This window comes from Acinetobacter portensis (genome assembly GCF_023158935.1).
GTDB lineage: Bacteria > Pseudomonadota > Gammaproteobacteria > Pseudomonadales > Moraxellaceae > Acinetobacter > Acinetobacter faecalis.
Window position 1 is genome coordinate 21,273 of record NZ_CP096122.1, and the last position, 24,781, is coordinate 46,053.

22 protein-coding genes and 6 pseudogenes are annotated in these 24,781 nt (G+C 38.4%); 9 read left to right on the forward strand and 19 right to left on the reverse strand.

All coding sequences use genetic code 11. From position 1 onward, the window contains the following. Window positions 1–8: 8 nt before the first annotated feature. Window positions 9–323: a putative quinol monooxygenase gene (locus MZO21_RS14545; RefSeq protein ID WP_248103960.1), complete on the forward strand. Its 315-nt coding sequence runs from the start codon at window positions 9–11 to the stop codon at window positions 321–323. 179 nt (window positions 324–502) lie between these two features. Further along, the gene (locus MZO21_RS14550) at window positions 503–1,654 is read left to right on the forward strand and encodes an IS4 family transposase (RefSeq protein ID WP_248104258.1); all 1,152 of its coding nucleotides are present in this window, start codon (window positions 503–505) and stop codon (window positions 1,652–1,654) included. Between the two features lie 36 nt (window positions 1,655–1,690). On the opposite strand, the gene MZO21_RS14555 is transcribed toward MZO21_RS14550, so the two are convergent. The 6 genes from MZO21_RS14555 to MZO21_RS14580 form a co-directional block, all read right to left on the reverse strand. Beyond that, complete coding sequence (locus MZO21_RS14555; protein WP_248103949.1) at window positions 1,691–1,984, reverse strand: type II toxin-antitoxin system RelE family toxin; 294 nt, start codon at window positions 1,982–1,984, stop codon at window positions 1,691–1,693. Beyond that, a complete protein-coding gene (locus MZO21_RS14560; RefSeq protein ID WP_000246756.1) occupies window positions 1,974–2,219 on the reverse strand; it encodes a type II toxin-antitoxin system RelB/DinJ family antitoxin in 246 nt (81 codons plus the stop codon). The genes MZO21_RS14555 and MZO21_RS14560 overlap by 11 nt, the downstream gene beginning before the upstream one ends. A 112-nt stretch (window positions 2,220–2,331) precedes the next feature. Next, complete coding sequence (locus MZO21_RS14565) at window positions 2,332–3,273, reverse strand: lysophospholipid acyltransferase family protein (RefSeq protein ID WP_154773788.1); 942 nt, start codon at window positions 3,271–3,273, stop codon at window positions 2,332–2,334. A 156-nt stretch (window positions 3,274–3,429) separates the two neighbouring features. Continuing rightward, window positions 3,430–3,720 carry a type II toxin-antitoxin system YafQ family toxin gene (locus MZO21_RS14570; protein ID WP_154773789.1) on the reverse strand — a complete coding sequence of 97 codons (291 nt, stop codon included), beginning with the start codon at window positions 3,718–3,720 and terminating at the stop codon, window positions 3,430–3,432. Then, window positions 3,707–3,967 (reverse strand): type II toxin-antitoxin system RelB/DinJ family antitoxin, encoded by a 261-nt coding sequence (locus tag MZO21_RS14575; protein ID WP_005265047.1) that lies wholly within the window; start codon window positions 3,965–3,967, stop codon window positions 3,707–3,709. The genes MZO21_RS14570 and MZO21_RS14575 overlap by 14 nt, the downstream gene beginning before the upstream one ends. 138 nt (window positions 3,968–4,105) lie before the next feature. Beyond that, window positions 4,106–4,837: a GntR family transcriptional regulator gene (locus MZO21_RS14580; protein WP_104500406.1), complete on the reverse strand. Its 732-nt coding sequence runs from the start codon at window positions 4,835–4,837 to the stop codon at window positions 4,106–4,108. A 103-nt stretch (window positions 4,838–4,940) separates the two neighbouring features. Here MZO21_RS14580 and MZO21_RS14585 point away from each other — a divergent pair, with 103 nt between their 5' ends. From MZO21_RS14585 to MZO21_RS15180, 5 genes and pseudogenes are all read left to right on the forward strand, one after another. Next, a complete protein-coding gene (locus tag MZO21_RS14585) occupies window positions 4,941–6,230 on the forward strand; it encodes an SLC13 family permease (RefSeq protein ID WP_104500405.1) in 1,290 nt (429 codons plus the stop codon). 7 nt (window positions 6,231–6,237) lie between these two features. After that, window positions 6,238–7,041: an amidohydrolase family protein gene (locus MZO21_RS14590; RefSeq protein WP_104489951.1), complete on the forward strand. Its 804-nt coding sequence runs from the start codon at window positions 6,238–6,240 to the stop codon at window positions 7,039–7,041. Between the two features lie 158 nt (window positions 7,042–7,199). Further along, a complete protein-coding gene (locus MZO21_RS14595; RefSeq protein ID WP_248129642.1) occupies window positions 7,200–8,525 on the forward strand; it encodes an ISNCY family transposase in 1,326 nt (441 codons plus the stop codon). Window positions 8,526–8,684: 159 nt separating this feature from the next. After that, window positions 8,685–8,834 carry a hypothetical protein gene (locus MZO21_RS14600; protein WP_171501373.1) on the forward strand — a complete coding sequence of 50 codons (150 nt, stop codon included), beginning with the start codon at window positions 8,685–8,687 and terminating at the stop codon, window positions 8,832–8,834. A gap of 218 nt (window positions 8,835–9,052) precedes the next feature. After that, window positions 9,053–9,127 (forward strand): annotated as a pseudogene (locus MZO21_RS15180) (type II toxin-antitoxin system HipA family toxin); the annotation flags it as partial. Window positions 9,128–9,308: 181 nt separating this feature from the next. On the opposite strand, the gene MZO21_RS14605 reads toward MZO21_RS15180, so the two are convergent. The 7 genes and pseudogenes from MZO21_RS14605 to tnpA form a co-directional block, all read right to left on the reverse strand. Continuing rightward, on the reverse strand, window positions 9,309–9,794 hold the full coding sequence (locus tag MZO21_RS14605; protein ID WP_154773691.1) for a hypothetical protein: 486 nt from the start codon (window positions 9,792–9,794) through the stop codon (window positions 9,309–9,311). Window positions 9,795–9,850: 56 nt separating this feature from the next. Then, window positions 9,851–11,125 (reverse strand): MFS transporter, encoded by a 1,275-nt coding sequence (locus MZO21_RS14610; RefSeq protein ID WP_248104063.1) that lies wholly within the window; start codon window positions 11,123–11,125, stop codon window positions 9,851–9,853. 72 nt (window positions 11,126–11,197) lie between these two features. Continuing rightward, window positions 11,198–12,832, reverse strand: coding sequence for a malate dehydrogenase (quinone) (mqo, locus tag MZO21_RS14615; protein ID WP_154773690.1), 1,635 nt, complete (start codon window positions 12,830–12,832; stop codon window positions 11,198–11,200). A 436-nt stretch (window positions 12,833–13,268) separates the two neighbouring features. Next, window positions 13,269–13,418 (reverse strand): annotated as a pseudogene (locus MZO21_RS14620) (IS5/IS1182 family transposase); the annotation flags it as partial. Between the two features lie 31 nt (window positions 13,419–13,449). Next, window positions 13,450–15,055, reverse strand: a pseudogene (gene tnpC / locus MZO21_RS14625) (IS66 family transposase). Window positions 15,056–15,129: 74 nt separating this feature from the next. Next, the gene (tnpB, locus tag MZO21_RS14630) at window positions 15,130–15,465 is read right to left on the reverse strand and encodes an IS66 family insertion sequence element accessory protein TnpB (protein ID WP_004783682.1); all 336 of its coding nucleotides are present in this window, start codon (window positions 15,463–15,465) and stop codon (window positions 15,130–15,132) included. Further along, window positions 15,462–15,890: an IS66-like element accessory protein TnpA gene (gene tnpA / locus MZO21_RS14635; RefSeq protein WP_154773689.1), complete on the reverse strand. Its 429-nt coding sequence runs from the start codon at window positions 15,888–15,890 to the stop codon at window positions 15,462–15,464. The genes tnpB and tnpA overlap by 4 nt, the downstream gene beginning before the upstream one ends. A 75-nt stretch (window positions 15,891–15,965) precedes the next feature. Between tnpA and MZO21_RS14640 the strand changes: the two are divergent. Further along, a pseudogene (locus MZO21_RS14640) lies at window positions 15,966–16,291 on the forward strand (IS1 family transposase); the annotation flags it as partial. Between the two features lie 46 nt (window positions 16,292–16,337). Here MZO21_RS14640 and MZO21_RS14645 read toward each other — a convergent pair. The 4 genes and pseudogenes from MZO21_RS14645 to mtlD form a co-directional block, all read right to left on the reverse strand. Further along, window positions 16,338–17,930 carry a sensor domain-containing diguanylate cyclase gene (locus MZO21_RS14645; protein WP_248104066.1) on the reverse strand — a complete coding sequence of 531 codons (1,593 nt, stop codon included), beginning with the start codon at window positions 17,928–17,930 and terminating at the stop codon, window positions 16,338–16,340. Window positions 17,931–18,020: 90 nt separating this feature from the next. Then, a pseudogene (gene ribA / locus MZO21_RS14650) lies at window positions 18,021–18,615 on the reverse strand (GTP cyclohydrolase II). A gap of 69 nt (window positions 18,616–18,684) precedes the next feature. Then, window positions 18,685–19,386 (reverse strand): IS1 family transposase, encoded by a 702-nt coding sequence (locus MZO21_RS14655; protein ID WP_152874006.1) that lies wholly within the window; start codon window positions 19,384–19,386, stop codon window positions 18,685–18,687. Between the two features lie 194 nt (window positions 19,387–19,580). Then, window positions 19,581–21,722 carry a bifunctional mannitol-1-phosphate dehydrogenase/phosphatase gene (mtlD, locus tag MZO21_RS14660; protein ID WP_171501369.1) on the reverse strand — a complete coding sequence of 714 codons (2,142 nt, stop codon included), beginning with the start codon at window positions 21,720–21,722 and terminating at the stop codon, window positions 19,581–19,583. Window positions 21,723–21,980: 258 nt separating this feature from the next. Between mtlD and MZO21_RS14665 the strand changes: the two genes are divergently transcribed. After that, complete coding sequence (locus MZO21_RS14665) at window positions 21,981–22,886, forward strand: TIGR00341 family protein (protein WP_228273477.1); 906 nt, start codon at window positions 21,981–21,983, stop codon at window positions 22,884–22,886. Here the strand turns inward: MZO21_RS14665 and MZO21_RS15185 are convergent. Both MZO21_RS15185 and MZO21_RS14675 read right to left on the reverse strand, forming a co-directional pair. Continuing rightward, window positions 22,822–23,127 carry a reverse transcriptase domain-containing protein gene (locus tag MZO21_RS15185; protein WP_432612609.1) on the reverse strand — a complete coding sequence of 102 codons (306 nt, stop codon included), beginning with the start codon at window positions 23,125–23,127 and terminating at the stop codon, window positions 22,822–22,824. The genes MZO21_RS14665 and MZO21_RS15185 overlap by 65 nt on opposite strands. A 905-nt stretch (window positions 23,128–24,032) precedes the next feature. Further along, window positions 24,033–24,737, reverse strand: a pseudogene (locus tag MZO21_RS14675) (IS6-like element IS1006 family transposase). Between the last annotated feature and the right edge of the window lie 44 nt (window positions 24,738–24,781).

A 24,781-nucleotide genomic window follows, 5' to 3' on the forward strand; every position in this document is an offset into this window, starting at 1 on the left:
GGTAAATGATGTTAACAATTATTGCTGAAATTAAAATAAAACCCGGTTCAGAGCATCTGCAACATGTAATCAATTCATTCAAGGAGATCACACCAACAGTGCTTGAAGAAGATGGTTGTTTTAGTTACGAATTACTTATTAATCATGAGAGTCATGCGTCTTATCAGGCGCCATTGAAAAATACAGTCGTTATGTTGGAAAAATGGAAAAGTATCAAACATTTAGATGCCCACCTTGCAACCGTACATATGCAAGAACATCACTTTAAGATAAAAGATGATGTTCTTGGTGTTGATATCCGAATTTTAGAGAATGGATTTTAATCAAATTATTATATTCATTTATGAGTTTCTCTAAAATTAACATAATACACGTTATGCAAAGTTAAAAATGGGAGCTATAAGCTCACTGCTGTCCCATAGTTTGATTTAAATAAAAAACCTGAGTCCTAACAGTTAAAATATGAGTACGAACCAACACTTTAACGACCAGGATTCAGGTTTTGTCACATCAGAATACCGTATTTCATCAGCTGATTAAACCCGTCGTGCGACAGGATTTTGAACAACTTGCTAAAGTACACCATGTTGGACAGAAATTTAGAGCGGCCTCAAGATGGGATCAGTTTATTGCCATATTGATGTCTCAACTTTCCTGCAGGCAAAGTCTGAGAGATATTCAATCCAATCTGGAGTGCCAGCAGGAAAAACTGAGTCATCTCGGAGCAAAGTCTATACCCCGAAGTACACTGGCACGAATCAATGAGCAGCAGCCTGCTGCCTTGTATCAACAGCTATTTTACAAGTTGCTTAAATACTATGAACACTCAAAAGTAGCTCATAAATTTCGCTTTAAGAATCCCTTGTATTCCTTGGATGCCAGTCATATTGACCTGTCGCTTTCCTTATGTGAATGGGCCAAAGTTCACGACTCAAAAGCCAGCATGAAACTCAGCATAGGATTGAATCACAGCAATGATATTCCTGAGTTTGTTGCAGTTGAAAATGGCAAAGAAAATGACATGGTACAAGGCCGCAAATTCCAGTTTCCTGCTGGCAGCATTGTAGTTTTTGATAAAGGCTATGTCGATTACCAATGGTATGCAAATCTGACTGCTCAAAACATTGGATTTGTCACACGTTTTAGGCCTAAATCTGTGTATCAGGTGATCCAGCAACATCCAGTGCTTGAATCCAAAGGTATTCTAAAAGATGAAACCATTCAGCTGAATAGCGCACATGCCCTAAAAAGAAAAGCCCCAGTGTTAAGAAGAATTGAATATAGAGATCAGCAAAGTGGCAAGCACTTTAGCTTTCTCAGCAATAACTTTCATTTAGCCGCCTCCACCATTGCGGCGATTTATAAAGATCGTTGGAAAGTTGAGCTGTTCTTTAAGGCGATTAAGCAAAATCTCAAATTAAAAGCGTTTCTAGGCCGCAGCAGGAACGCAATTCAGACACAAATCTGGATTGCGATGATCGCCTATTTACTAGTAAGTTTCGCTCAACATTTAGGGAAAAAAGGCTGGACAGTTCAGCGCTTACTCAGAATAATTCAGGTGAATTTATTTGAAATAAAAACCTTAAAAGCGTTATTTTCACCCGATAAAATCCCCATCAAACAAGAGGAAGCTCATGTGAGCTTCCTCTTATAAAAATTGTGGGACAGCAGTGGCTATAAGCTCCCATTTTTAATCTTTAATTCGCTTTTTCGCTTCGTCATAAACTATGCTATCAGCTCGTTTTCTGACGGTAATGAGCAGGATAACTACCTGATCATCTTTAACTTGATAGACAAGTCGGACACCAGCTTTTAATAATTTGATTTTATAGCAACCTGCAAGATCGCCTCTAAGCATGTTCTTTGGAATATGTGGCTGCTCTATGACTTTAGCTAGTTTCTTTTTAAATTGATCTCGTATAGCAACAGGGAGTTTTTCCCATTCTGCTGTAAAGTCCTTGTGACGTAAAAGCTTATAAGTCATCTAATGTGACTTCCTCAAACATCTCTTTAGGATCGTTAATGCGCTTACGGACAAGAGCTAATAATTCTTCATCTTCTTCCGAAAGCAAAGCTTTTTTGACGGGCAGTTTCCCAGTCGTAGCAACATACTCAAGAATACTAGTGAAGAAATCCGTAGGTGCAATACCTTGCTCTTTAAGGATTGAATAAGATTTTTCTTTAAGGGCTTCATCGACCCTGAAGTTAACAGTAGCCATCATATTTCCCAAGTGTTTAATGTACTAGGAATAGTGTAATGCAAATTGCATTACAAGTCGACTTCGCATAACAACCATTATGTTAAATAGGAGTTATTTGATTGAAAATAGCTTAAATTTTTAGATAACGAATTTCTTCAATTTTATTAAGAGCCTCATTAGGTGGAATATTGTAAAGATCATATAGTTTAGGATTGGCTTTAAAGCGTTTGTAACTCCAATGATAATGTGCAGGATATCGTTGAATAAGGCTTTCTAGTTTTTGGTGAATAATGGCAGTACCATCATCAGCTGAACTTGTATATATTGCTTCATTTATCGTTTCGATATGTATATCAAATCCACCATCTTTATTACGCATTGCATATAAGAATAATGCTTCAGCTTTCGTTTTTTGAATGAGCTTTGAACTAAGATTACTAGATGAAAGTGGTATGCCAAAATAAGGAATCAAAGTACTTGGATGGCGTGGACTATGATCTGGAAGAATCATGGTTGTACCATTATTTTTTAAAGCTTTAAAAATTTGTCTAACACCATTTTCATCTGTTGGAACTAAGTTTGCGGGTTCTCTGTTCCGTGCTTGACGTAAAAAATGATCTGCTGTTTGATTTTTTACAGGTTTATACATGATAGTTAATTCAGTAAATTGAGAAATATAAGTGGTTAGAATTTCCCAAGTACCAAAATGAGGAAGGAGGACTACAAGCCCTTGTTTCTTTTCTAAAGCTTGTATTAGTAAATTTTCTCCATATATATTTGAAATACGAGAGAGGTTTTTTTCAGAGCTAGCTCCCCAAATATTAAAAAACTCAAAATAAGAAGTCATTTCATTATGAATAGCTTTTTGAATAATTTTTTCACGCTCTGTTTTACTTAGTTCAGGAAAAGTAATATTTAAATTTAATCTAATTGTTTGTGATGTTTTACTTATTTTTAATAGATTAACTAACTTTGCTAAAAAGCTAGAAAAAATACGTAAAACATAGATTGGTTGGTTACTTATAAATATTAATAAGTAATAAAAAAGGCTTTTGCTTTGTGAAATAGTCATAAAAATACATGTATGTCTGTTATATAGAATGATGACATATATGTAAGTAGAAAAGGAGGATCTTCTAAAATTAACATAATACGAAATAAAAAATGGGAGCTTAAGCTCCCATTTTTGAAGATAATTTTAAAAATTTCCTGTTGAAAATTAGGTCACTTAAATTTCCAATTCACTATGACTACCTAACCTAACTAATTTCAAAATTAGTAGTTCGCCTTCCTCTGTTTTTTTATAGATCAAAACAAGATCTGGTTTGATATGGCAGTCACGATGACCTACCCAATTACTGACCAAAGCATGGTCACGATACTTTTCAGGCAAGGCTTCATCAGCTTGCAATAACTCTAAAACAGTTTGTAGTTCAGCATCTACTGTATTTCGATGCTGCCCTTTTTTCTCACGTTTATAGTCTTTCTTGAATGCTGATGTGTACTTAATCGTCCGCATTTAGATCAGCCATCAAATCTTTTACAGAAGTGAAGCTCTTTGCTTTGCTTAGATCTTCTTCCATTGCAGCAATGGTTTCAGCACTGGGCTGCCAAATTTCAAAAGGCAGAGCCTTTTCTTTCGCTACCTTGGTTAACAACAAGCGAACTGCATCTGAGACAGTTAAGCCCATTGTTGCAAGAACTTCAGTTGCTTCATGCTTAATGTTTTCGTTAATGCGAGTAGTTACTAGTGCATTTGAAGCCATGTTAAGCTCCTATGATTAACATTGTTAATCACACTATATTCTTAGATGAAGAAAAGTTCAATTCGTATAATCGCCATTATGTTAATTTTAGGAAAACTGAATAAAAATAATGATTCATTGATACCCTTTCGTTTGTTATCAATAAATTGAAACTTCATAATGAAAATTTTCAGCTAGACCATACGACTGGCGATACTCAATTACAGTTCCCTCTAGGTTTTTGGCGATACGACATACTCTAGCTAATGGTTCCGAAATACTATTTTTTAAGTATTCATCTTCAATATTAGTTTCAAAAGATAATTGCTCTACAGCAGAAAATACAAACTGAGAACAATGTTCATAATAGAAAGGATAAAGTAAGTTACTGAAACTTGTTAAAGGTATGTTTTTTAAATTAAAAAATAAGCTATCTGGCAACCAGATTCTTTCACTTAAAACTACTATATCTTCATTTTTACGTATGCGTTCGATATAAATTAATTTAGCCGTGCTTTCAATTTTTAACTTGGCATTAATATCTGGAATAGCATCAATTACTACTAACTTCTTAATCTCACCTTGTGGCTGAATATAGTCTCCTTGCTTATTCCTTAGTCTAAAAAAGCGCATTAAAGAAGACTCAAAATTAGGCTGTTTTAAAAAAGTTCCTTTTCCTGGACACTTAACTAATAAACCCTCTTCAACCAAACCTTCAACCGCCTTCCTCACTGTACCTATTGAAACACAGTACATATTAGCCAATTCGTGTTCGCTAGGAATAGGCTTTTCGACATTCCATTTTGATTGAATAAGTAATTTTTGAATTTCCCATCGAACTTTTTCATAACGAGGTAATTTTAAATTTTTAAATGTACTTTCATCAAGCATTTGCGTAGTACGACATAAATAGATTTGACAATATTAGCATAGAGAGATGTAATATATAAAACCAAACATATATATGTTTATATGTCTTCAAGGAACGATGAACATGACCTTACTTATTCTAATGGCTTTAGCTCTTTCTATCGGGCTAGGCTACATTACGAAAATCAATATTGGCTTTTTCACTATAGTCTTTGCATATCTAATTGGCTGCTTTGGTATGGGATTAAAGCCTGCAGAAGTCATTGAGTTATGGCCTGTTAAAATTTTCTTTATTATTTTATCAGTAACACTATTTTATAATTTTGCTTTAGCTAATGGCGCATTAGAAAAACTCGCAAGCCATCTCCTGTATAAATGCCGTCGATTCCCACAGTTTTTACCCTTAGCAATCTTTCTGGCTTCAACTGTTATTGCTGGCTTAGGTGCAGGTTTTTATACTGTACTTGCTTTTATGGCACCTATTACATTACTACTATGCAAAAAAACCAACATGAGCATGATTATTGGTGGAATGGCAGTGAATTATGGTGCTTTAGCTGGCGCAAACTTCATGACATCTCAGAGTGGCATTATTTTTCGAAGTTTAATGGAAAATGTAGGAATCAATGCTCAAACAAGTTTTTCATATAGTCTAGGGATTTTTGTCGTAACTTTAATTATTCCAGTCGTAGTATTAGGTCTTTATACTTTCTGGAATAGAAATAGCAATTCTATTTTTATTGAAGATCAAAAGCCTGAAGGTTTTGACCTTAAACAAAAGAAATCATTATTCTTAATTGTTTTAATGATGTCCATTGTATTAATTTTTCCTATATTACATCTTCTTTTCCCTGAAGCTCAGACAATTAGTTTCTTAAATTCTAAGGTTGATATTGCATTCATTGCTATTATTTTTTCTTTAATAAGTTTACTCATGAAACTTGCAGATGAGAAAAAAGTGATAGCACTTGTCCCTTGGGGAACACTTATCATGATTTGCGGTGTTGGTATGCTTATCGCTCTGGGTGTGAAGTTAGGGATTATTACTATACTTTCTGAATGGTTAGCAAATAATGTTCCTATTTGGCTAATTCCTTTTCTGTTGTGTCTAATCAGTGCAATTATGTCCGTATTTTCAAGTACTCTTGGCGTTGTTGCTCCCACATTATTCCCAATCGTCCCAGCACTCGCACTTGCATCCGGTCTTAATCCGCTAGTACTTTTCATTTGTATTATTGTCGGTGCTCAATCCTCTGCCATTTCTCCCTTCTCTTCAGGTGGTAGTCTCATCATGGCTTCAGCACCCGCAGATGTCGATAAGTCTCAGCTCTTTAATCAGTTATTATTTAAAGCAGTTCCGATAGGTATGACTGCTGCATTAATCGCTCTTTTAATTTTAAAATTTGTAATGTGAGATAAAAATGAACAGTATAGATACTCATGCACATGTATTTTCAGCCCATGATCAATTCATTGCTACAGCACGTTATACTCCTAATTACGATGCTCCAGTACAAAGCTTTATTTCTCATTTAGATAAACATAATCTGACGCATGGTATTTTGATTCAACCAAGCTTCTTTGGAACAAATAACGATGTAATGCTCAAAGCCATTCGACAATTCCCTGAACGATTAAAAGGTATTGCTGTAGTTGATACAACAGCTACTTTAGAAGAACTATCTCAATTAAAAGAACAAGGTATTGTTGGTATTCGCTTAAATCTATTTGGTCTTCCAATACCTTCTCTAGATACAGCGGAATGGAAAAGATTTCTAACAAACTTAGAAATCTTGGAATGGCAAATTGAACTACATGCCCCACCAGAATATTTAGTTTCTCTTTTACCTTTATTAAATCAATATAGTTTAGATATTGTCATTGATCATTTTGGGCGTGTTGATTCTATTCCTGATATTACGGGGTCAGATTATCAAGAATTCTTGAAGCTATTAAATGTAGATCGCCATTGGATTAAGATTTCTGGATTTTATCGTTTAGGACATTCCTCAGAAAATCTCGAAATTGCTAAAAAAGCATATGCCTTGTTAAAAGAAAAGGGATTAATAAGTAAATTAATTTGGGGAAGTGACTGGCCACACACTCAATTTGAATCAACTATTTCTTATGAATTAGCATTCAATGCTTTAAAGAAAATTGTAGTAGATAAGCAAGAACAGCATATGATTTTAAGTAGTAATGCACTTAAACTTTTTAAATTCTAATGTGTAATTCCACTCCCCATTTAACATAATAGAGCTTATACGAAGTACACTTGTAAGCCCAAAATAGAAATGTCCGGTTTCTCCAAAGTAAAAATGTCCGCTTTTAGAATATGCACTTTTGCGATTATTGAAGCGGACGGTTTGATATGTTGGTGTCTATGTCGGATAAAGAACTTAAACGATTGTCGGTCTTGCAGGAAATCTGCGATCAACGCATAACTCAATCCCAGGCTGCTCAGCTACTTCATATTTCAGAACGTCAGATCAGACGCTTACTGCAGAAATACAAAGCTCAAGGCCCAGCTGCATTAGCCCATGCTGGTCGTGGCCAAACCAGCAACTGCAAACTTCCTGAAGAACTCAGACTCAAGTGCCTCAATATTGTTTCGGATCAACTCCATGGTTTCGGACCCACTTTAGCGCATGAAAAGCTCACTACCGTTCATGGATTCGATCTTTCAGTGGAAACCCTGCGTTGCTGGATGATTGCAGCCGATTTATGGATTCCTCGCTCCAAGCGCCTGAAACGCCCATATCAGCCTCGATATAACCGAGATTGTTATGGTGAACTGGTACAAATCGATGGCTCACACCATGACTGGTTTGAAGGAAGAGCCGCTAAATGCTGTCTGCTAGTCTTTATCGATGATGCCACAGGCAAATTGCAGCATTTACGCTTCTGTGAATCAGAATCAGCCTTTGACTATATGATTTCGACACGCTTGTATGTTGAACAGCATGGTAAGCCTTTAGCGTTTTACAGCGACAAACATTCAGTCTTTAGGGTGAATCAAAGCAGCAAGAAAGACAGCAAGATTACCCAGTTTGGACGCGTACTCAGTACCCTCAATATCGATATCATCTTCGCTAACTCACCCCAGGCCAAAGGTCGCGTAGAACGTGCCAACAGAACCCTTCAGGACCGTCTGATCAAGGAAATGCGCCTGGAGGGTATCAATTCGATTGCAGATGCGAATAAGTGGTTACCCTACTTTATCGAGCAGTTTAATCGTAAATTTGCCAAGATGGCTTTTAATCCCAAGGATCTACACCGGACTGTCACTGAAACAGCTGAGGAATTAGATGATGTTTTTACCTGGCGTGAACCCCGTAGAGTCACGAATAGCTTGACCATTACTTATGATAAATGCGTATATCTCCTGGAGAATACAGAGGAAAATCAGAGGCTAATCGGTAAATATCTTGAATTTCTGGAATACCCTGATGGTACGGTAGCGATTGAGCATCAAGGTCGGAAGATCAATTACAGCATCTTCGATAAGTTAAGTCAGCTCAACCAGCGAGAGATCGTTGAGAATAAACGTTTGGGTTCAGTCTTGGCTCATATCCAGCAACAGCATGAAGAATTGGAACAGCAAAACAAACGTAATCGTTCTCAAAAGATGCCACGTAGACGTGCACAGAAAACAGCAATCAAAGAACGAAATCTGAATCCTGTGCTTGACTTGGAAAGTCCTGTATAGGACATTTCTATTTGGTTATTAGGTAGGACATTTCTACTTGGGAATAACAACACTTGTTAGAACCCATTTAAAGTGTCTATATTCTCACCAATAAAAATGTCTGGTTTATGATGGTTTTTATCACCATGGACTGGATATAAAATATAGATGCTGATCACTATGTCTGACAAAGAAATTCAACGTCTTGCAGTTCTGCAAGACGTTCGAGATCATCGTATTACCCAGGTCCGTGCTGCTGAAATCCTGAATCTTTCCACCCGTCAAATTACTCGGTTAGCCACTGATGTATCTGGCTGCTGGCATTGCTGAATAAGTTGATGTTTAAATTCAGCCGTGAAGGTTCGACGGGGCTTTTTTAGCGTTGGTGTGCTGTCTATAACTGTCTTTAAATCCATAAATAGGTGTCCACTTAAAATTTAGTGGACACTATCGTGGTATTAATGAGTTAGAAAAAGTGGGGCTCAGCGGACGCTTACCATTAAACAGCTGTATTTAGCTGCTTATGATCCAGAACTGATTGCCCTACATTGGGTTATGTATCGCCTTTTGAGTTTGAAGCAATGTACTATGATAAGATTAACCGGTTAGGTCAGGTGGCCTAACTTAAATAAAAAAGTCTCCGACAAACCCGGTACGGTTCAATACAGGCATTTTATTCCCTTTCGTCTGCAATTCTAGACTAGCAAGACCCGCCTTTTAAAGGCAGTTTTCCTATGTAATAACATGATAAATCAGAATTAGGACTGTAAATTTTTCACCCACCGATTTTTTTTGTGCTAGCTGTTATAATGCACCAAATTGCTGCCAAGTCTCATCATTATGTAAAGAGTCATAATAATTTTGCAGTTCTACTAAATCATAATATTGAATATAAGCTAATAGCAATAGGCCGAGGATTAGTCCAACTTTAAGACAACTAAGTCTATTTGGCTTTCTATATAAATTATCTATTCCAAAGGCAGTTAAAATTAAAGCTGGAACCAATACAATTGTTTTTAAATGGTTTAGAAAGTGAATTCCATGTGTATACAATAACCCAATAATAAGCAAAACTATCCCTAAACTGGTGTAAATACGGTCATGGAGAGAAGTGCGTAACGCGAAATTACATTGAAAAGCTAAAATAAAAGTTGCAAATAAATAAAAACCAGTTCCACCAATAATGAACGTATAAATTGAATTGAATAGGCAATAAGCCAACAACACTGATAGTACGAAAGAATAGAGTTTGGTATAGAGAATATGTGAAAAGGGGAAAATCTGTTTCATAATTTGCTCTATTGAAAACTCACATCATATTAAAAGAAGATTTGAAGCTTAACATGCTATTCACTTTTTGCCACTGTGGCATGTTTTTTTAGTGTTGGAGATGGCTTGAATAAATGTCGCGTACGAGTAGAGCTTAGACCACAGATTATTAAACACAGCGTCCCTCCAATAAGTACTGCTGGCACCACAGAAAAATAGCGCGTCATCAGGCTCATGTGTAGGGCACCGAGCTGATTGCCTGAAGTGACTAATATGCCATTTAAAGCCGCTACACGCCCTAATAGTGCTTTTGGGGGGAGTTGCTGTAATAAAGTTTGTCGAATGACCATGCTGATGCTATCAAAGGCACCGATTAGAACAAGGAAGAAGACTGAGAGCCAAACATGGGAGGATAGTGCAAAGGCTAAAGTACACAAAGCAATTGCAAAACTACTATAGAGCATATTTCTCCATGCATTTTGCATCGGAGAATAACAGGTCAACATCAACATCATGATACAGGCGCCAATAGCTGGTGCAGCTCTGAGTATACCTAAGCCTTCAACACCAAGATGCAGGATATCGTGTGCAAAAATAGGCAGTAAGATAATGACACTACAAAAAAGCATGGCGCTGAGATCCAGCAACATACTCCAAAACATTAGTGGATGTTTAAAAATAAACAAATAGGCTTCTTTCAAACTTTTGCTTAAATGCTGTTTATGGGGGCTAGGGAATTGACGAGGACTTAATCCGAATAAGCAGATGCTACCCACGCAACACAAGAAAAAAACAATAAAGAGGGTTTTTTCAAGCCCAAGTTGGCCGAGTAAAAGTCCTGCGCATAAAGGCGCTAAAATGCCGCCTATTTGCCAAATGAGCGCGGTCCATGTGGCTGCATTGCTATAGACTGACTCGGGGGTTAGAAAAGGGCGTAATGAATTAAATGATGGGCTGTAGATGCCTCTAAGTATGCCTAAGCAAAAGATGAGGCTATAAATGCCGCATAAAAGTGTATTTTGTTGAATGTGCTGTTGTTGGTACTGAGAAAAAAGAACAATAAATAATAATGGAATTAAAGTGCTACAGCTAAAACTCCACTGCACAATTTTTTGTCGGTTATAGCGATCAGCCCAGTCGCCACTGATCAGGGAGAGGCAAATAAAGGGGAGTAACTCAATTAAGGCAATCATGCCAAGGCTGAGTGGATTTTGAGTGAGTTGATAGATACTATAGGCAATGACGACTTCTTGAATCATGATGGCTAGAATTAAGCACAACTGATTGACACTCAGAAGTGAAAAATCACGTGAATGAAAAGCCAAAAAAGCATCGGAATGGAAAAGCGACATAAACAGAATAGTTTCAAATATGAATTAAAAAAGGATGGCGCAAAGTCCATCCTTTTTAGGGTTTAAAGCAGATTACTGTGCTTTTGCTACCGCAATAGTTTCGTCATTTGCAGCTTTAGCCATAGGTGTATATTTCAAACCAAGGGTTGCGCTGGTGTATTGGCGAACTTGGTCAAGAAGCACAGGATTAGTGCTGAGTTCTTGTTGGTACGATTTTACAATTTCATGTAATTTCGGATTCCATTTACCTGCTACTTGCTGAGGGAATGCTTTTTCAAGCAAGCTCAACATAATATAAGGGGAAGTTGAAGCACCAGGAGACGCACCTAATAGGGCAGTCACAGCACCATCTTGTGATGCAAAAATCTCGGTACCAAATTGCAAGCTTGCAGGTTTGCCTGGTTCTTTCTTAATGATTTGAACACGTTGACCACCTTGATTCATGCGCCAGTCTTCTGGTTTTGCATCAGGATAGTATTTTTTCAACTCATTAAAACGGTCTTCATCGGTCATCATGACTTGGCTAACTAAGTATTTCACCAAATCAAGATTTTCCATACCCACAGCGGTCATTGGTAAAACGTTGTTCTTAGTGGTTGATTTCAATAAATCAAGCTGAGAACCTTGTTTTAAGAACTTGTTTGAATAAGTTGCAAATGGACCAAACAACACATATTTTTTACCGTCGATATAACGTGTATCAATATGTGGAACAGACATTGGCGGTGCGCCTAATTCAGCACGACCATAAACTTTTGCAGTATGACCTTCAGTGACTTTTGGGTTGTCGGTCATTAAGAACACGCCACCTACAGGGAAGCCAGCATATTGCTTCGCTTCTGGTAAGCCTGTCATTTGTAAAAGTTTAACCGCTGCACCGCCTCCACCAATAAAGACAAAGCGCGTTTTCACGTGATCTGTTTTCCCTGTAGTGAGGTTTTTAAATGCAACAGTCCACGTTTTATCATCGTTTTGGCTAATGCCAGTCACTTCAGTCGATGTTTGTAACTGGAAATTAGATTGTTTTTTAAGGTGATCGACCAATTGAGTGGTGATCGAACCATAGTTCACATCCGAACCTACATCCATGCGTGTTGCAGCTACTTTTTGTGCAGCATCACGACCATTCATCACCAATGGTGCCCATTGTTTAATTTCAGCAGGATTCTCAGATAATTTCATGCCATAAAACATTGGGTTTTTAACCATTGCAGCGTAACGTTTTTCGAGGAAATTCACGTTATCGCCCCAAACGAAAGCAATGTGCGGTACAGGGTTGATGAAACTATTTGGTCGTCCCAAAACACCTTCTTTGACTTGATAAGACCAGAACTGTTTTGCAACTTCAAATTGTTCAGCCACTTTTACAGCTTTGGTAATGTCCATTTTCCCATCTTTTTCAGAGGTGTAGTTCATTTCCATAAAGCCAGAGTGACCTGTGCCTGCATTATTGAAGCCGTTAGAGCTTTCTTGTGCAACTTTGTCTAGGCGTTCATACATGCGAATTTGCCAGTTTGGCTCAAGTTCACTAAGATATGTGCCTAGGGTTGCACTCATGATGCCACCACCAACTAAGACTGCGTCAACGACAGGCTCATTGCTGGTGTTTTGAATTTTCTTAGACGCGATAGGTCTAAATAAAAAGATTAGTGCTGCAATAATAAGCAGAACGATGAATACCAATAGGTATTTTAAAAATTTGTTCATGCGATTATGACCATGGAGGGCAGGTTTGGATCGCTTTATAGCGAAGACAAGAATAACAATTATGGTGATAGGAACACTTGTAAAAAATTAGCTTAGAGAATTGAAGTAATACTCAAAATTACAAGTATGCAAAGATTAACGTTCGAAGCTATCACACATTTTTGATTGATGGATATTTTAGACTAAATATGTATTGACTTAGTAATTTTTATTGTAAATGAATATAATTAAAATATAAATACCAATGATGTTTGTTTTTGTTTATTGGTTTTTATTTTAATTCAATATCTGGGTTAAAAAAAAATCAGATGTTAAATATTTATACAAATACTCAGTAATTTATGAAAAAGAAGCTTATAACTTGTTTCAAGGTTACTTTCCAACGGCTTTATTGCACAAATATTTGAAAGGCAAAGCGCCCCTAATTGAGCCAAATTTAAGGCGTAACTTGGGTAAGTGGTCGACCTAATTCTGTAAATCTGTTAAGGACTGCTACACGTGCATGAAGCTCATTGACTTGGCTATCAAAACTCCTTGTACTGAGTTTATCTCCTAATAATTTAATGCAGCGCATCTTAGTTTCAACGTAAGCGTCCGCTGAATCCCATGCCTATTTTTTAATTTTGGTCGGATTTCCAGCGGTGTGGCAGTAATTCTTCTATTTGGGTCACTTTATGCGTCGGCAGCCTTTTCAGCACATCACTTAAATAGGCATACGGATCCAGTCCATTCAGCTTTGCTGACTGGATTAAAGTCATGATATTGGCAGCTCGTTGGCCGCTGCGCAGCGAGCCAGCAAACAGCCAGTTCTTACGTCCCAACGCCCAGGGGCGCATCTGATTTTCAATCCAGTTATTATCTATAGGCAAATTGCCATCATTCAGATAGCGGCAGAGTGCCTGCCAACGTTTTAGGCTGTAATTGATCGCCTTGGCAGTTGGAGAACTCGATGGCACCGCCAGATAATGTTGGCTGAGCCATTCATACAGTTGTTGCATCACCGTTTGGCTATGCTGTTGCCGGTATTCGCGGCGATGTTCTGCTGTACCATCGGTCTTTTTCCTGAGTTCTGCTTCTATGGCATACAGTTTCTGAATCAGCACTAATGCCTGTTCAGCGATCTGACTTTTCTTGGTCACATGTAGTTCATGGAATTTACGACGTGCATGTGCCATGCAGCCCACCTCAATGACCTGACCTGATCTAAAGCGTGCTTTATAACCACTGTAATCATCACAGACCAAATGACCCTGCCAGCCATTCAGGAACGCTTCAGCATGCTGACCTGAACGGCTATCCTGAAAGTCATAGATCACCGCTTGAACTGGATTGTACTGTGTGGTGGCATAGGCCCAGACATAACCTTTCTTCGGTTTTTTCTCATTCTCACCCATCCGCATGATGGTGACCGGCGTTTCATCGGCATGGATTACCCGCTGTTGCAGCACCACCTGTTTTAAGGCATTGGCCAGAGGTTCCAGTTCCACACCGCAGCGACCAATCCAGTCAGATAAAGTAGATCTGGACAGATCAATGCCCGCCCGCTGATAGATCAGGCGCTGACGGTACAGCGGCAAATGATCGGCATACTTCGATACCAGCACATGGCTGAGCAATTCAGGTGAAGCAATGCCTTTATCAATCACATAGGCAGGCATCGCTTGCTGAGTCAGAGTGTCGCACTGATCACAGACCCATTTGCCACGGACATGCTGTTCCTTGTAGAACTGTGCCGGTCTGAAATGCAGTTTTTCACTGATATCTTCGCCGATACGACGTAACTGGCAGCCACAACTGCATTGGGTTGATGCAGGTTCATGCCCAATACGGATGGTGTGTAGATGATCTGGCAGCAGTCGACGTTTAGGTTTGTTGACTGTGGCTTTCTGTGTCGCTGCATCGGTTTTATCTGCATTTAATCGTTCTAATTCTAGATCAACGGCTGCGATATCTTCTTCGACCGCTTCGTCCCATAGATGGATTTGTTTTGCGGTGAGATGTTCGTTTTTACTGCCGAATTTATGCTTTTTTAAACAGCGCCAGTTCATACTCGTATTTTTGATTGAGAATAGAAAGATGCTGAACTTTGGCATCCAATTGCTGGTTTGATTTTTCTAATTCTTGATTTGATTGTGCCAGAGACTGATGCTGCATCGCCAACTGCCGGGTAAATTCCAGCAGTTGTTCATGGGTCAGTTGGCTTAAATCAGGCAGCATTTTCATGACCGCAGTATGCCTGAGGTCATGACGCAGAGGAAATAGAACGTTTGGAGAATAGCACAATGTAGCAGCCTAGTTTAGAGCATTGTGACCACTTGCTGTCGTCCAATGCGCTGCCAGGGCAAACCCTGAATGAGTGCCTGTAACTGTTCTGGACTGAGAGCTACGTTTTCACCCTGGTGAACTTTAGCCCAGTGGAATTTTCCCTGTTCCAGCCGCCTGGCACACAGCCAGATGCCCAGTCCATCATGTACCAGCACTTTCATACGATGGCCACGTTTATTACAGAACAGGTAGGCGCAATGCGGTTTGATTGAGCCAAAGGCTTTCATAATCTGCGCCATGGCCGTATCCATACCCGCACGCATGTCCATGGGCTGGGTAGACAACCAGATTTCATCGATACGGATCATTTGATCAAGCCCTGAAGTAAAAGCAGTAATTCAGTTGCAGACTCCACCGGCCATTCGATTTCGATCATCTGATCCCTTACGGAACCTTGTTCATCATGTAATGGAATCCTGATATGAGCGGTAGCTTTCTTCTCTGGCACAGGTGGCCGAGGTGCTTCTTGTTTGACTGGCGTCGGGTGAAGAATGACGGGAAGGAAGTCGGTCTGTGGAATGGATGAGATTGTTAATGATGGAACCATTGATCTGGACTGACGAATCCATTTATGCAACAGATTGGCATTGATCTGATGTTGCATTGCGACCTTAGCCACCGATGTATCTGGCTGCTGGCATTGCTGAATAAGTTGATGTTTAAATTCAGCCGTGAAGGTTCGACGGGGCTTTTTTAGCGTTGGTGCAGTGTCTATAACTGTCTTTAAATCCATAAATAGGTGTCCACTTAAATTTTAGTGGACACTATCGCGGTATTAATGAGTTAGAAAAAGTGGGGCTCAGCGGACGCTTACGATAGAAGTAGTGGAGAAATTGTCGCTTTCGTATGGGGTGGAAGAGATGTTGTTACAGCACAAAAACTAAAAATGCGTATGGAAGAACTGAATATTACTTATGATTGTATAGCGAGTGACCATTGGGAAAGCTTCATCAAAATCTTTAAGCCAAATCACCAAGGTAAATATCATACAGTTGGAATAGAGGGTAACAATTGCCGATTAAGACATCGAATAAAGAGAGCAGTAAGAAGAACCTGCTGTTTTTCGAAGAAAGTTTTGAATCATATAAAAGCTTTTGATCTGGGTTCTTTTACATTAATCATGGTTTTATATAGTGGTGTTAAAATGAGCGGCATACATTTTGAAACACCACCATATATTTTAATTATGCTTAGGTAGGTTTTGAGTCATACGGACATGGTTACGTCCATTATTTTTTACTTCGTACAGTTTATTATCTGCCATTCTACAAACTTGTTTTATATCTTTTGAATCTATCGGCCAAAATGCGATACCTACCGAAATCGTAATTTTTTCTATTTCATCAACTTGACTTGCTTGCATACTCTTTCTCAGTCGTTCTGCAACATTAAAAGCAATTTGTACATCAGAAGTCATCATCAATACGATAAATTCTTCTCCACCAGTACGGCAGCAAAAATCATGACTTCTGAAGTTTTGCTGCATTAAAAGAGCCAATCTCTTTAAAACTTCATCCCCTCGGTCATGCCCATACGTATCATTAATCTTTTTAAAAAAATCTATATCGATAGCGAGTACAGCAAAATGAGTATTCGTACTTATTAATTCATCTAGGAAATATTGCATACCACGACGATTATAGAGGCCAGTCAGTGGATCAATATTGATGTGTTGGCGTAGTTCTGAAACCTTTTTATCAAATGCTTTGGAACTCAAAAGTAATGATGTTCTAAATTTAAATACCTCAAAATACCAAGGGTCTACTTGACTAATTTTATCTTGAGTACCATTTTTACTCAGCATACTTGCCATTTTTGCTAAGTGATTAAGAGGTGAGGAAATAAAGTGAGATATCCGCCAGACAATAAAAAAAATAAATAGATAAAAAATAAATATACCAATAGAAACTTTTAGAATTAATGCATTGGCCTCTTCAAGTAATTGATCAGTAGGCTGTTGCGAAACTACAATCCAATTTACACTAGGAACATGTGCAAAACCAGCTAAGTTATCAACCTCTAAACTATTACTTAGACGCACTGATCCACTTTTATTTTCATTTATATAATTCAGCCCACTATTATTTATAATTTTTTCACCAATTCGGCTAGGATCTGGATGAGAAATGATACGACTCTGCTGGTCTATGACATACATATAACTTTTTTTAAAATCAAATTGATTAAATAGCATTTCACTGATTAAGTTTTTCTTCTGCAGATAAATCGTCCCGCTGATAAAACCCTTATAATTTTGATTCACATCATAAATAGGTTGAGACATCAATACGACTAGATTATTTACCGATGACCAATACGGAGCTGAAATGTAAGTTTTTTTAATTTTAAGTGACTCTACAATACCTAGTGTAGTATAAGGGGTATAGAATTTCAGACCTAATGCAGATGGTGCATAAGCAACTATATGGTTTTTCTGATCTACTATAAAAACACTGTTAAAGTTATTTGACTGATTTTTGAGTCGTTTGACTTCTGCCTGTCTTAATGAAGTACTAGAGAAGTTTTGTCCTAGTTGCTTAGAACTATATTGCAATTCCTGTAGCATATTACTGACATCACGATTTACACCAGTAGCGATTTTTGATGAATATTTTTCATTTATAGAGAGCGAATTCTGTATTAGTTGCTGTTTAACCACATAATTCAGAATAAATAAACTGACCAAAAATAAACAAGAAACACTAAGAATTGTTAAAATTAAAATTAGCTTGCGTAAATTCAGATTCAAAAACAATAGTAGTTTATATAACAACTTAAAACCTCAGGCTTCACATATCGTATTATTTTGTTTAATTTAGAATAAAGTAACTTTTATACTTAAAATACTATACAAACCTAAAAGTCAATATGGTTTGAAAAAATCAAATTCATACATATGAGACATACGCCCTTGTTTTGTTTCTAAATAATTTTTATTAAAAATATTTAACCCCCCACTAACTACAATATTTAGATTCCTCAATGCACTAATTTTAAGTGGATTATTCGTAATTAATTTTACCTCTTTAACTTGTAAATAATCTAGCATTATAGTGCACATGTCATAATAACGAGCATCTGCTGGTAAATTTAACAACAAGTTTGCATCAAGAGTATCATGTCCTTGATCTTGGAGTGTATATGCACGAATTTTATTGGTCAATCCTATTCCGCGACCTTCTTGGCGTAGATATAGAATAACTACTTGCCCCACATCATCAAACATTTTCATTGTAGAATGTAGTTGTGATCCACAATCACATTTTAGCGAACCAAAAGCATCACCTGTCAAGCACTCTGAATGAATTCTGACTAATACAGGTTTTGTAGGAACACTCTCTAGCCCTTTGGCTAAGGCAATGTGTTCTTCCCCCTGTATTTTGATCTTGAAATGCTATAATTTCAAAATTACCAAAAGCTGTAGGTAACTTAGATTTAGCAATAAATTTTATAGCCATTTGTGTATCCAATTATATTTATTAAAATTGGGTAAAATTTCTGGTGGTGTTTCCAAAAGTATGCTGAAATTAAATGAAGCCATTATTGATATAAAAGAAGGTTAAGTCGAAGGCTTTAAAATGGTTTTCAAGCTTTTTCGAAAAATTACAACTTTTCCTAAAACTACGTCTAATTCGATGCCTTATTTTACAATTATTTCCTTCAATACCTACAGTAAAAAACTTACCAATACTTTGCTTACAGTTTTTAAAGGCAGTCACAAAACTATCCCAGTGATCACTTGAAATTCGGGTGTAGTGAACACCTAATTGCTTTAACTTTGCCTTCAATCGTTGGACTGTCGCCAGATCTCGTTTACCCCAAACATAAGCAACAATTTCACCTGTTTCTCTATGGTATGCGTAAATAAGCCATTGTTTATTCTTTTTATTTCCTACAAAAGTCCAAAACTCATCAACCTCAATAGATTCATAATAATTTTGCTTAGGGCGAATTTTATAAGTGGATTTACTTAATGTTCGTAAAACCTTACCTATGCTGACACGCTCGGTTTCTGCAATATCTCTTATACCACCCCCTCTAACCATCAGGTGGAGTATTTTATTTGTTATACCAGAATGACAACCTCGGTAACTAAGAGCATGATCCCCAATAAACTGACGCTTGCAGTTTTTACATTGATAGTTTTGCTTACCATTTAGTTTGAAGCCATTTTTCTTTATACTGTCACTTCGACAGGTTGGACATTTGATTTCTAGTGTTATTTGCATCTCACTATTTTATCAAAAGCCAACCTGTTTTTTTTCAGCATACTTTTTGAAACACCACCCAAAACTTAAATATTTTAAAAAATGGAGTCGGCTTGTTAAATTTATCCTTGGGAAATTATTGTACACATGAGGTCAAGCATGCTTGACCTCATAAATATGAGTTTATTCTATTCTGGTTAAATCCTATGACACAATCAGGTCAGGCTATGATCCATTTGCTTTGCTAGGTCTACACAATGAGGATTGTGCGTCTTATGTTTAGCCGGGAGCAATTGAGCTAACTGTGTTTCAATATTTCGCTGTAGGGTTTGCTGATGTTGCTCGTTTAATCCAGATTGCCCTAACTGAATTTTAAGATGTTCAATTGCTTCACCATAGCTAATATCTTTTTGCTGAATAGAGTAGTAGTAACCATATAAGGCACCTTGACTTAAGTTCTGGTAAGGTAAGCCCTGCTGAATATTACAAGCAATTGATCCCAAGACGCGTTCTGAAGCGGCTAACTTTCGTAAAGGATCACGTGCTACACGTTCACACGGATCTTTGTAGGCATTGACACAAGAATTAATAAAGCTTTTTGCCAGATCATCAAGATCATTTTTGCGATGTGGTAGGGTAAGGGTAAGCCCAGCCTTCACTTCTTCAAGAAGCCCCTCCATAAACTCTCTCACTTTTGGGTCTGCCATAGCTAAACCAATCGTTTCGTAGCCGAGGCGTGTTGCGTACCAGGTAGTCATGGCATGAACACCATTCCATAACCTGTTTTTTATCAACTGAATTTCCTGAATATCATCCACCAACACCATCTGACGCATTTTGCCTAGCAAGGGACTGTTATTTTCTACGTAAATCGGCATGTCCACTTCTGCATGGAATAGAATCAAGTCCATGGTCTGCAAAATATGGCTGGGTTTAAAGTTACTGCACATCTCTTCGACATACATTGAAGCTAACCTTTCCTGTTCAGGATTCAAACGGGTAGCATCTTCAATATCAGCATGATCAAGGTCGTGATCGAGTTGGTATTGCTTAAAAATGTTGTACTTAATACGCAACTGACGGTAAAGGTTTTGGTCGGTCAATTTGGAAACCATTCGGTTAACGACCGTATCACAGAAATAATGCTGCTCTAAAATCTGCTCAGCAATGTCTGGAGCTGTAATTTCAACCAAAGCGCTATGCACATGTTCAAGCAATAAGTGTTTAGCACCGATTTTATTTAAGATAATGAGGACGGTTAAAGGATTCGTGAACTGTTCATTATTGGCAATATGACGGGCATATAAGCCTTGGGCAATTGTTCTGGCCTCAGTTGCAATCGCCTGTTCCGGCAAGCAAACAGCTATCATGCTTGAGGCAATATACATCTCCTGCATCTGTTCAATATTACCCGCATCAATGATATGCATATTTTCAATACGTTCATCATAGGAAAGCTGGCCATAACGAATACAGTAACTGCCAAAGGCATTCACTGCTGAACGATACAAGAAATTATGGGTTGAGGCATAGATTCGCTTTGGACGTGTATAGCCATCCCAGTGGGACAGGATCTGTGCCATGAAGCCACCGCCAATCGCACCAAATCCATGAATGCCAACGGTCAATTGATTCAGACTTTGTGGAAAAGACTCTTGAAGTGTTGGCATTTCCAAGTTTAGTGTATGTTGATCCAATTGATGCAGGCAGTCATACATACTTTCAAAAAAGTAATCTGTTTTGGCCAGCATGTTGGAATTAGGTTCCTTGATGTCTTGTAGCAAGATGGTAACCCCACCAGCATTATAGGCTGAAGTAATACCATTTTCCGAATCCTCGAACATTAAGCATTCTGATGTAGGTAAATTGAGTTTTTCAGCAGCGGAAAGAAAAATTTCCGGATGTGGTTTACCTTTCTGTACTTCATCACCACACACCAGTACATCAAAGAATTTATAAACGTTGGCATTGATCAGATATTCTTCAGCAATTAAGCGACGACTTGATGTCGCAACTGCCATGCGTAAACCAGATTTACGTAAACGTTCTAGTACCTGTACCAACCCTTTTTTAATGGGTACACCTAAACTTCTGACACTTTCGAGTTCAAGCTCATCAGCTCGTTGTCGGATCTCTGCATAAGGGATATCGTCCCCATACTGCTGTTTGGCTAGTTGATGTGCACTACTTGCACTGAGTCCCAGACAAGCCATTAAATAAGCATCACTAAATGAAACACCGATCAATTCCTGAGATGCTTGCTTCAAGGTTTGAAAACGTAAACGTTCAGTATCAAACATGGTTCCATCCATGTCGAAAATTGCCCCATGAATAATATCATTATTAAATTTAAGCACTTATAATCCCTCTTACTGTAACACTACAATCTGACAAATCATAAGGAGAACTGATAACTTGATGAAACGATTATAAGAAATGAAACATTTATGTTTATTAATTAATCAATCGCAGGAGATATTAAGACTTTTTTGTAATTTTGAGTAAAGTTAGTTTTCTGGAATGTTTCATTTTCTCACTCTAAGGTAATCACGAGGACCAAAAATCGACTGAGATTAAAGGTCTTTCCACAGATGGATAAAAAGTAGGATGTTAAATTGACTAACACCTCTAATAAACACAACTCCTCCTTTAATTATACAAGTAGATTAAGACGTGCACGCCATCGCTTTAGTCTGCTGGCAGATAAGGCAGAAGATGATGAAATCGAGCGTCGTATTCGTGATGGGATTGAGCTATCAGGAGCCATTCCCTGGATTTTAATATTCGCTATTTTTATTGCATCAGTCGGATTAAATATCAATTCAACAGCCGTGGTTATTGGCGCAATGCTAATTTCTCCACTTATGGGACCGATCATGGGGGTGGGGCTGGGTGTAGCAGTTTATGACTTTAAACTGGTAAAACGGGCACTCTTCAACCTAGGTATTGCAACACTGATCAGCTTGGTCGTATCCACTCTATATTTCTCGATATCACCCCTCGATAATGCACAATCTGAACTTTTATCACGAACTAGCCCAACCGTTTGGGATGTGCTCATCGCATTATTTGGTGGATTGGCAGGAATCATTGGGATCACTCGAGAAGAAAAATCAAATGTTATTCCAGGGGTGGCGATTGCTACAGCATTGATGCCACCTGTCTGTACTGCTGGATTTGGTATTGCAACTGGACAGTGGAGCTTTGTTGGTGGTGCACTGTATTTATATACCATCAATTGTGTGTTCATCAGTTTGGCAACTATTATCGGTATCCGGATTTTAAGGTTAAAGCCACATAGTTTTGCTGACGAAAAAGTAGAAAGATGTGTAAAAATATCTTTGCTGATGATCGCAATGGTGACCGCAATTCCAAGTGCCTATCTGGCGACTAAATTAGTTAATGAAGAAGTTTTTAAATCAACTGCCAACAAATTCATTACACAAGAATTTACCTTTAAAGAAACACAAGTCGCCAGTTCAAAAATAAAAGAATCCATGGAATTTCACAGTGTTTCTTGAGTGCACGCATGAGTAAATCATGGTCGATGTTATCAAAGAGACCTTTGATATCAAATTCCACAACCCAGTCATAATCCCAACTTCGTCTCCTCACTATCGCAATTGCATCATGGGCAGAACGCCCCGGACGATATCCATATGAGTTTGGATGAAATAATGGATCAATTTTCGGCTCTAATAAGAGCTTAACTGCTGTTTGCGCGACTCGATCTGCAACTGTTGGAATACCTAGTATACGCACGCCACCTGACTTCTTTGGAATCGGAACAGCCTTAACTGGCGGTGGAAAATAACTGCCAGAACAAAGTCGATTCCATAGTTTGTATAGGTTGTTCTTTAAATGCTTTTCGAATTGCTCAATAGATTCATGATCAACGCCTGGAGCGCCACCATTCTCTTTGACTTTTTTTAAATGCCTCCCAGATTAACGCTTTAGGAATGTTAAATGGTTTGGTCATAAAGTTTTGCTCCTCCTGCTTGCACAGTTGACAAATCCGTAGACCTGGATAATGCAACCCCTTCGCTCCATTACCATTACAGTAACTTCAACACTACTACGAGTTGCTCCGCCCCTTGGTGACGCATTGCTATTATCAGCCTTGCCTTTTGAGCTTGTGCCTTTCGCTTGACATCGCCACCGAAGGTTCCCGCAGTTCAACGTAAGAGCCTGAATTAGGATCGCGCTGCCTCTACGCCGGACACCGAATGGCCCGTAAGCAGGTAACGGCCAAACTAATCGCGGGGTAACTTCCATCCCCGGTTTTGATGTCATTTGAGTACTTTCGACACTTGAACGGCAGTTCACTGTTGTTCGCCTTCCTAATTCTTACCTGACATCTCTACGATGCCTTTTCCATAACGCTCACGACCGGGACTTTTGATCCAAGCCGCTTATGGTGGTTTGCTACCTGCTCCTGCAAGCCGATAGCGAGGGGCCATACCCTCATCTCTTACGCCGCTTGCTGCGGCACACTAAAGTCACTGACCTGAGAAGCACTGCTTCGCAAGGGTCAGGATGATCAGCAGTAAAATTACGTTTCACTAAATCATCTGCTCGTTTTTGGTCATCTCGGCTACGGGTGGTTTGTTTATTCGGCACTGTTGCAAATAGTGATTTGAGTCGATGATGTTCCCTTTAAAAAGTGCTTAGAGACCGAAAACCCTGTTGATTAGACACACTTCACCCTGAGGCTGACCATAATAAAATGACGATGCTTGTCCTTTACGTAGTGCACGCATGACTTCAATACCTTTAATTGTGGCATAAGCAGTCTTCATAGATTTGAATCCTAATGTGGCCCTGATGATTCGCTTTAACTTACCATGATCACATTCAATCACGTTATTTTTATACTTAATCTGCCTGTGCTCAAGGTCTGGTGGACATTTACCTTCCCGTTTTAACCGTGATAAAGCACGTCCATATGTGGGTGCTTTATCCGTGTTGATCACTTGTGGAATTTGCCACTTCTTCACATTATTTAAAATTTTTCCAAGAAAACAATATGCTGATTTGGTATTACGTCTAGAAGAAAGATAAAAATCAATGGTATCGCCACGTTGATCGACTGCACGATACAGATAAGACCATCGTCCATTCACTTTTACATAGGTTTCATCAATATGCCACGAGCTCAGATCTGTAGGATTACGCCAATACCAGCGTAAACGTTTTTCTATTTCAGGAGCATAACGTTGAACTCAACGGTAAATAGTCGTGTGATCAACATTCACACCCCGTTCGGCCAGCATTTCCTGCAGTTCACGATAGCTAATGCCATATTTACAATACCAGCGCACAGCCCAAAGAATGATTTCGCCCTGAAAATGCCGACCATGGAAAGGATTCATATGCTGCACCTTTAGCTAAAACAGTCTTCAGCTTACCATTCGTG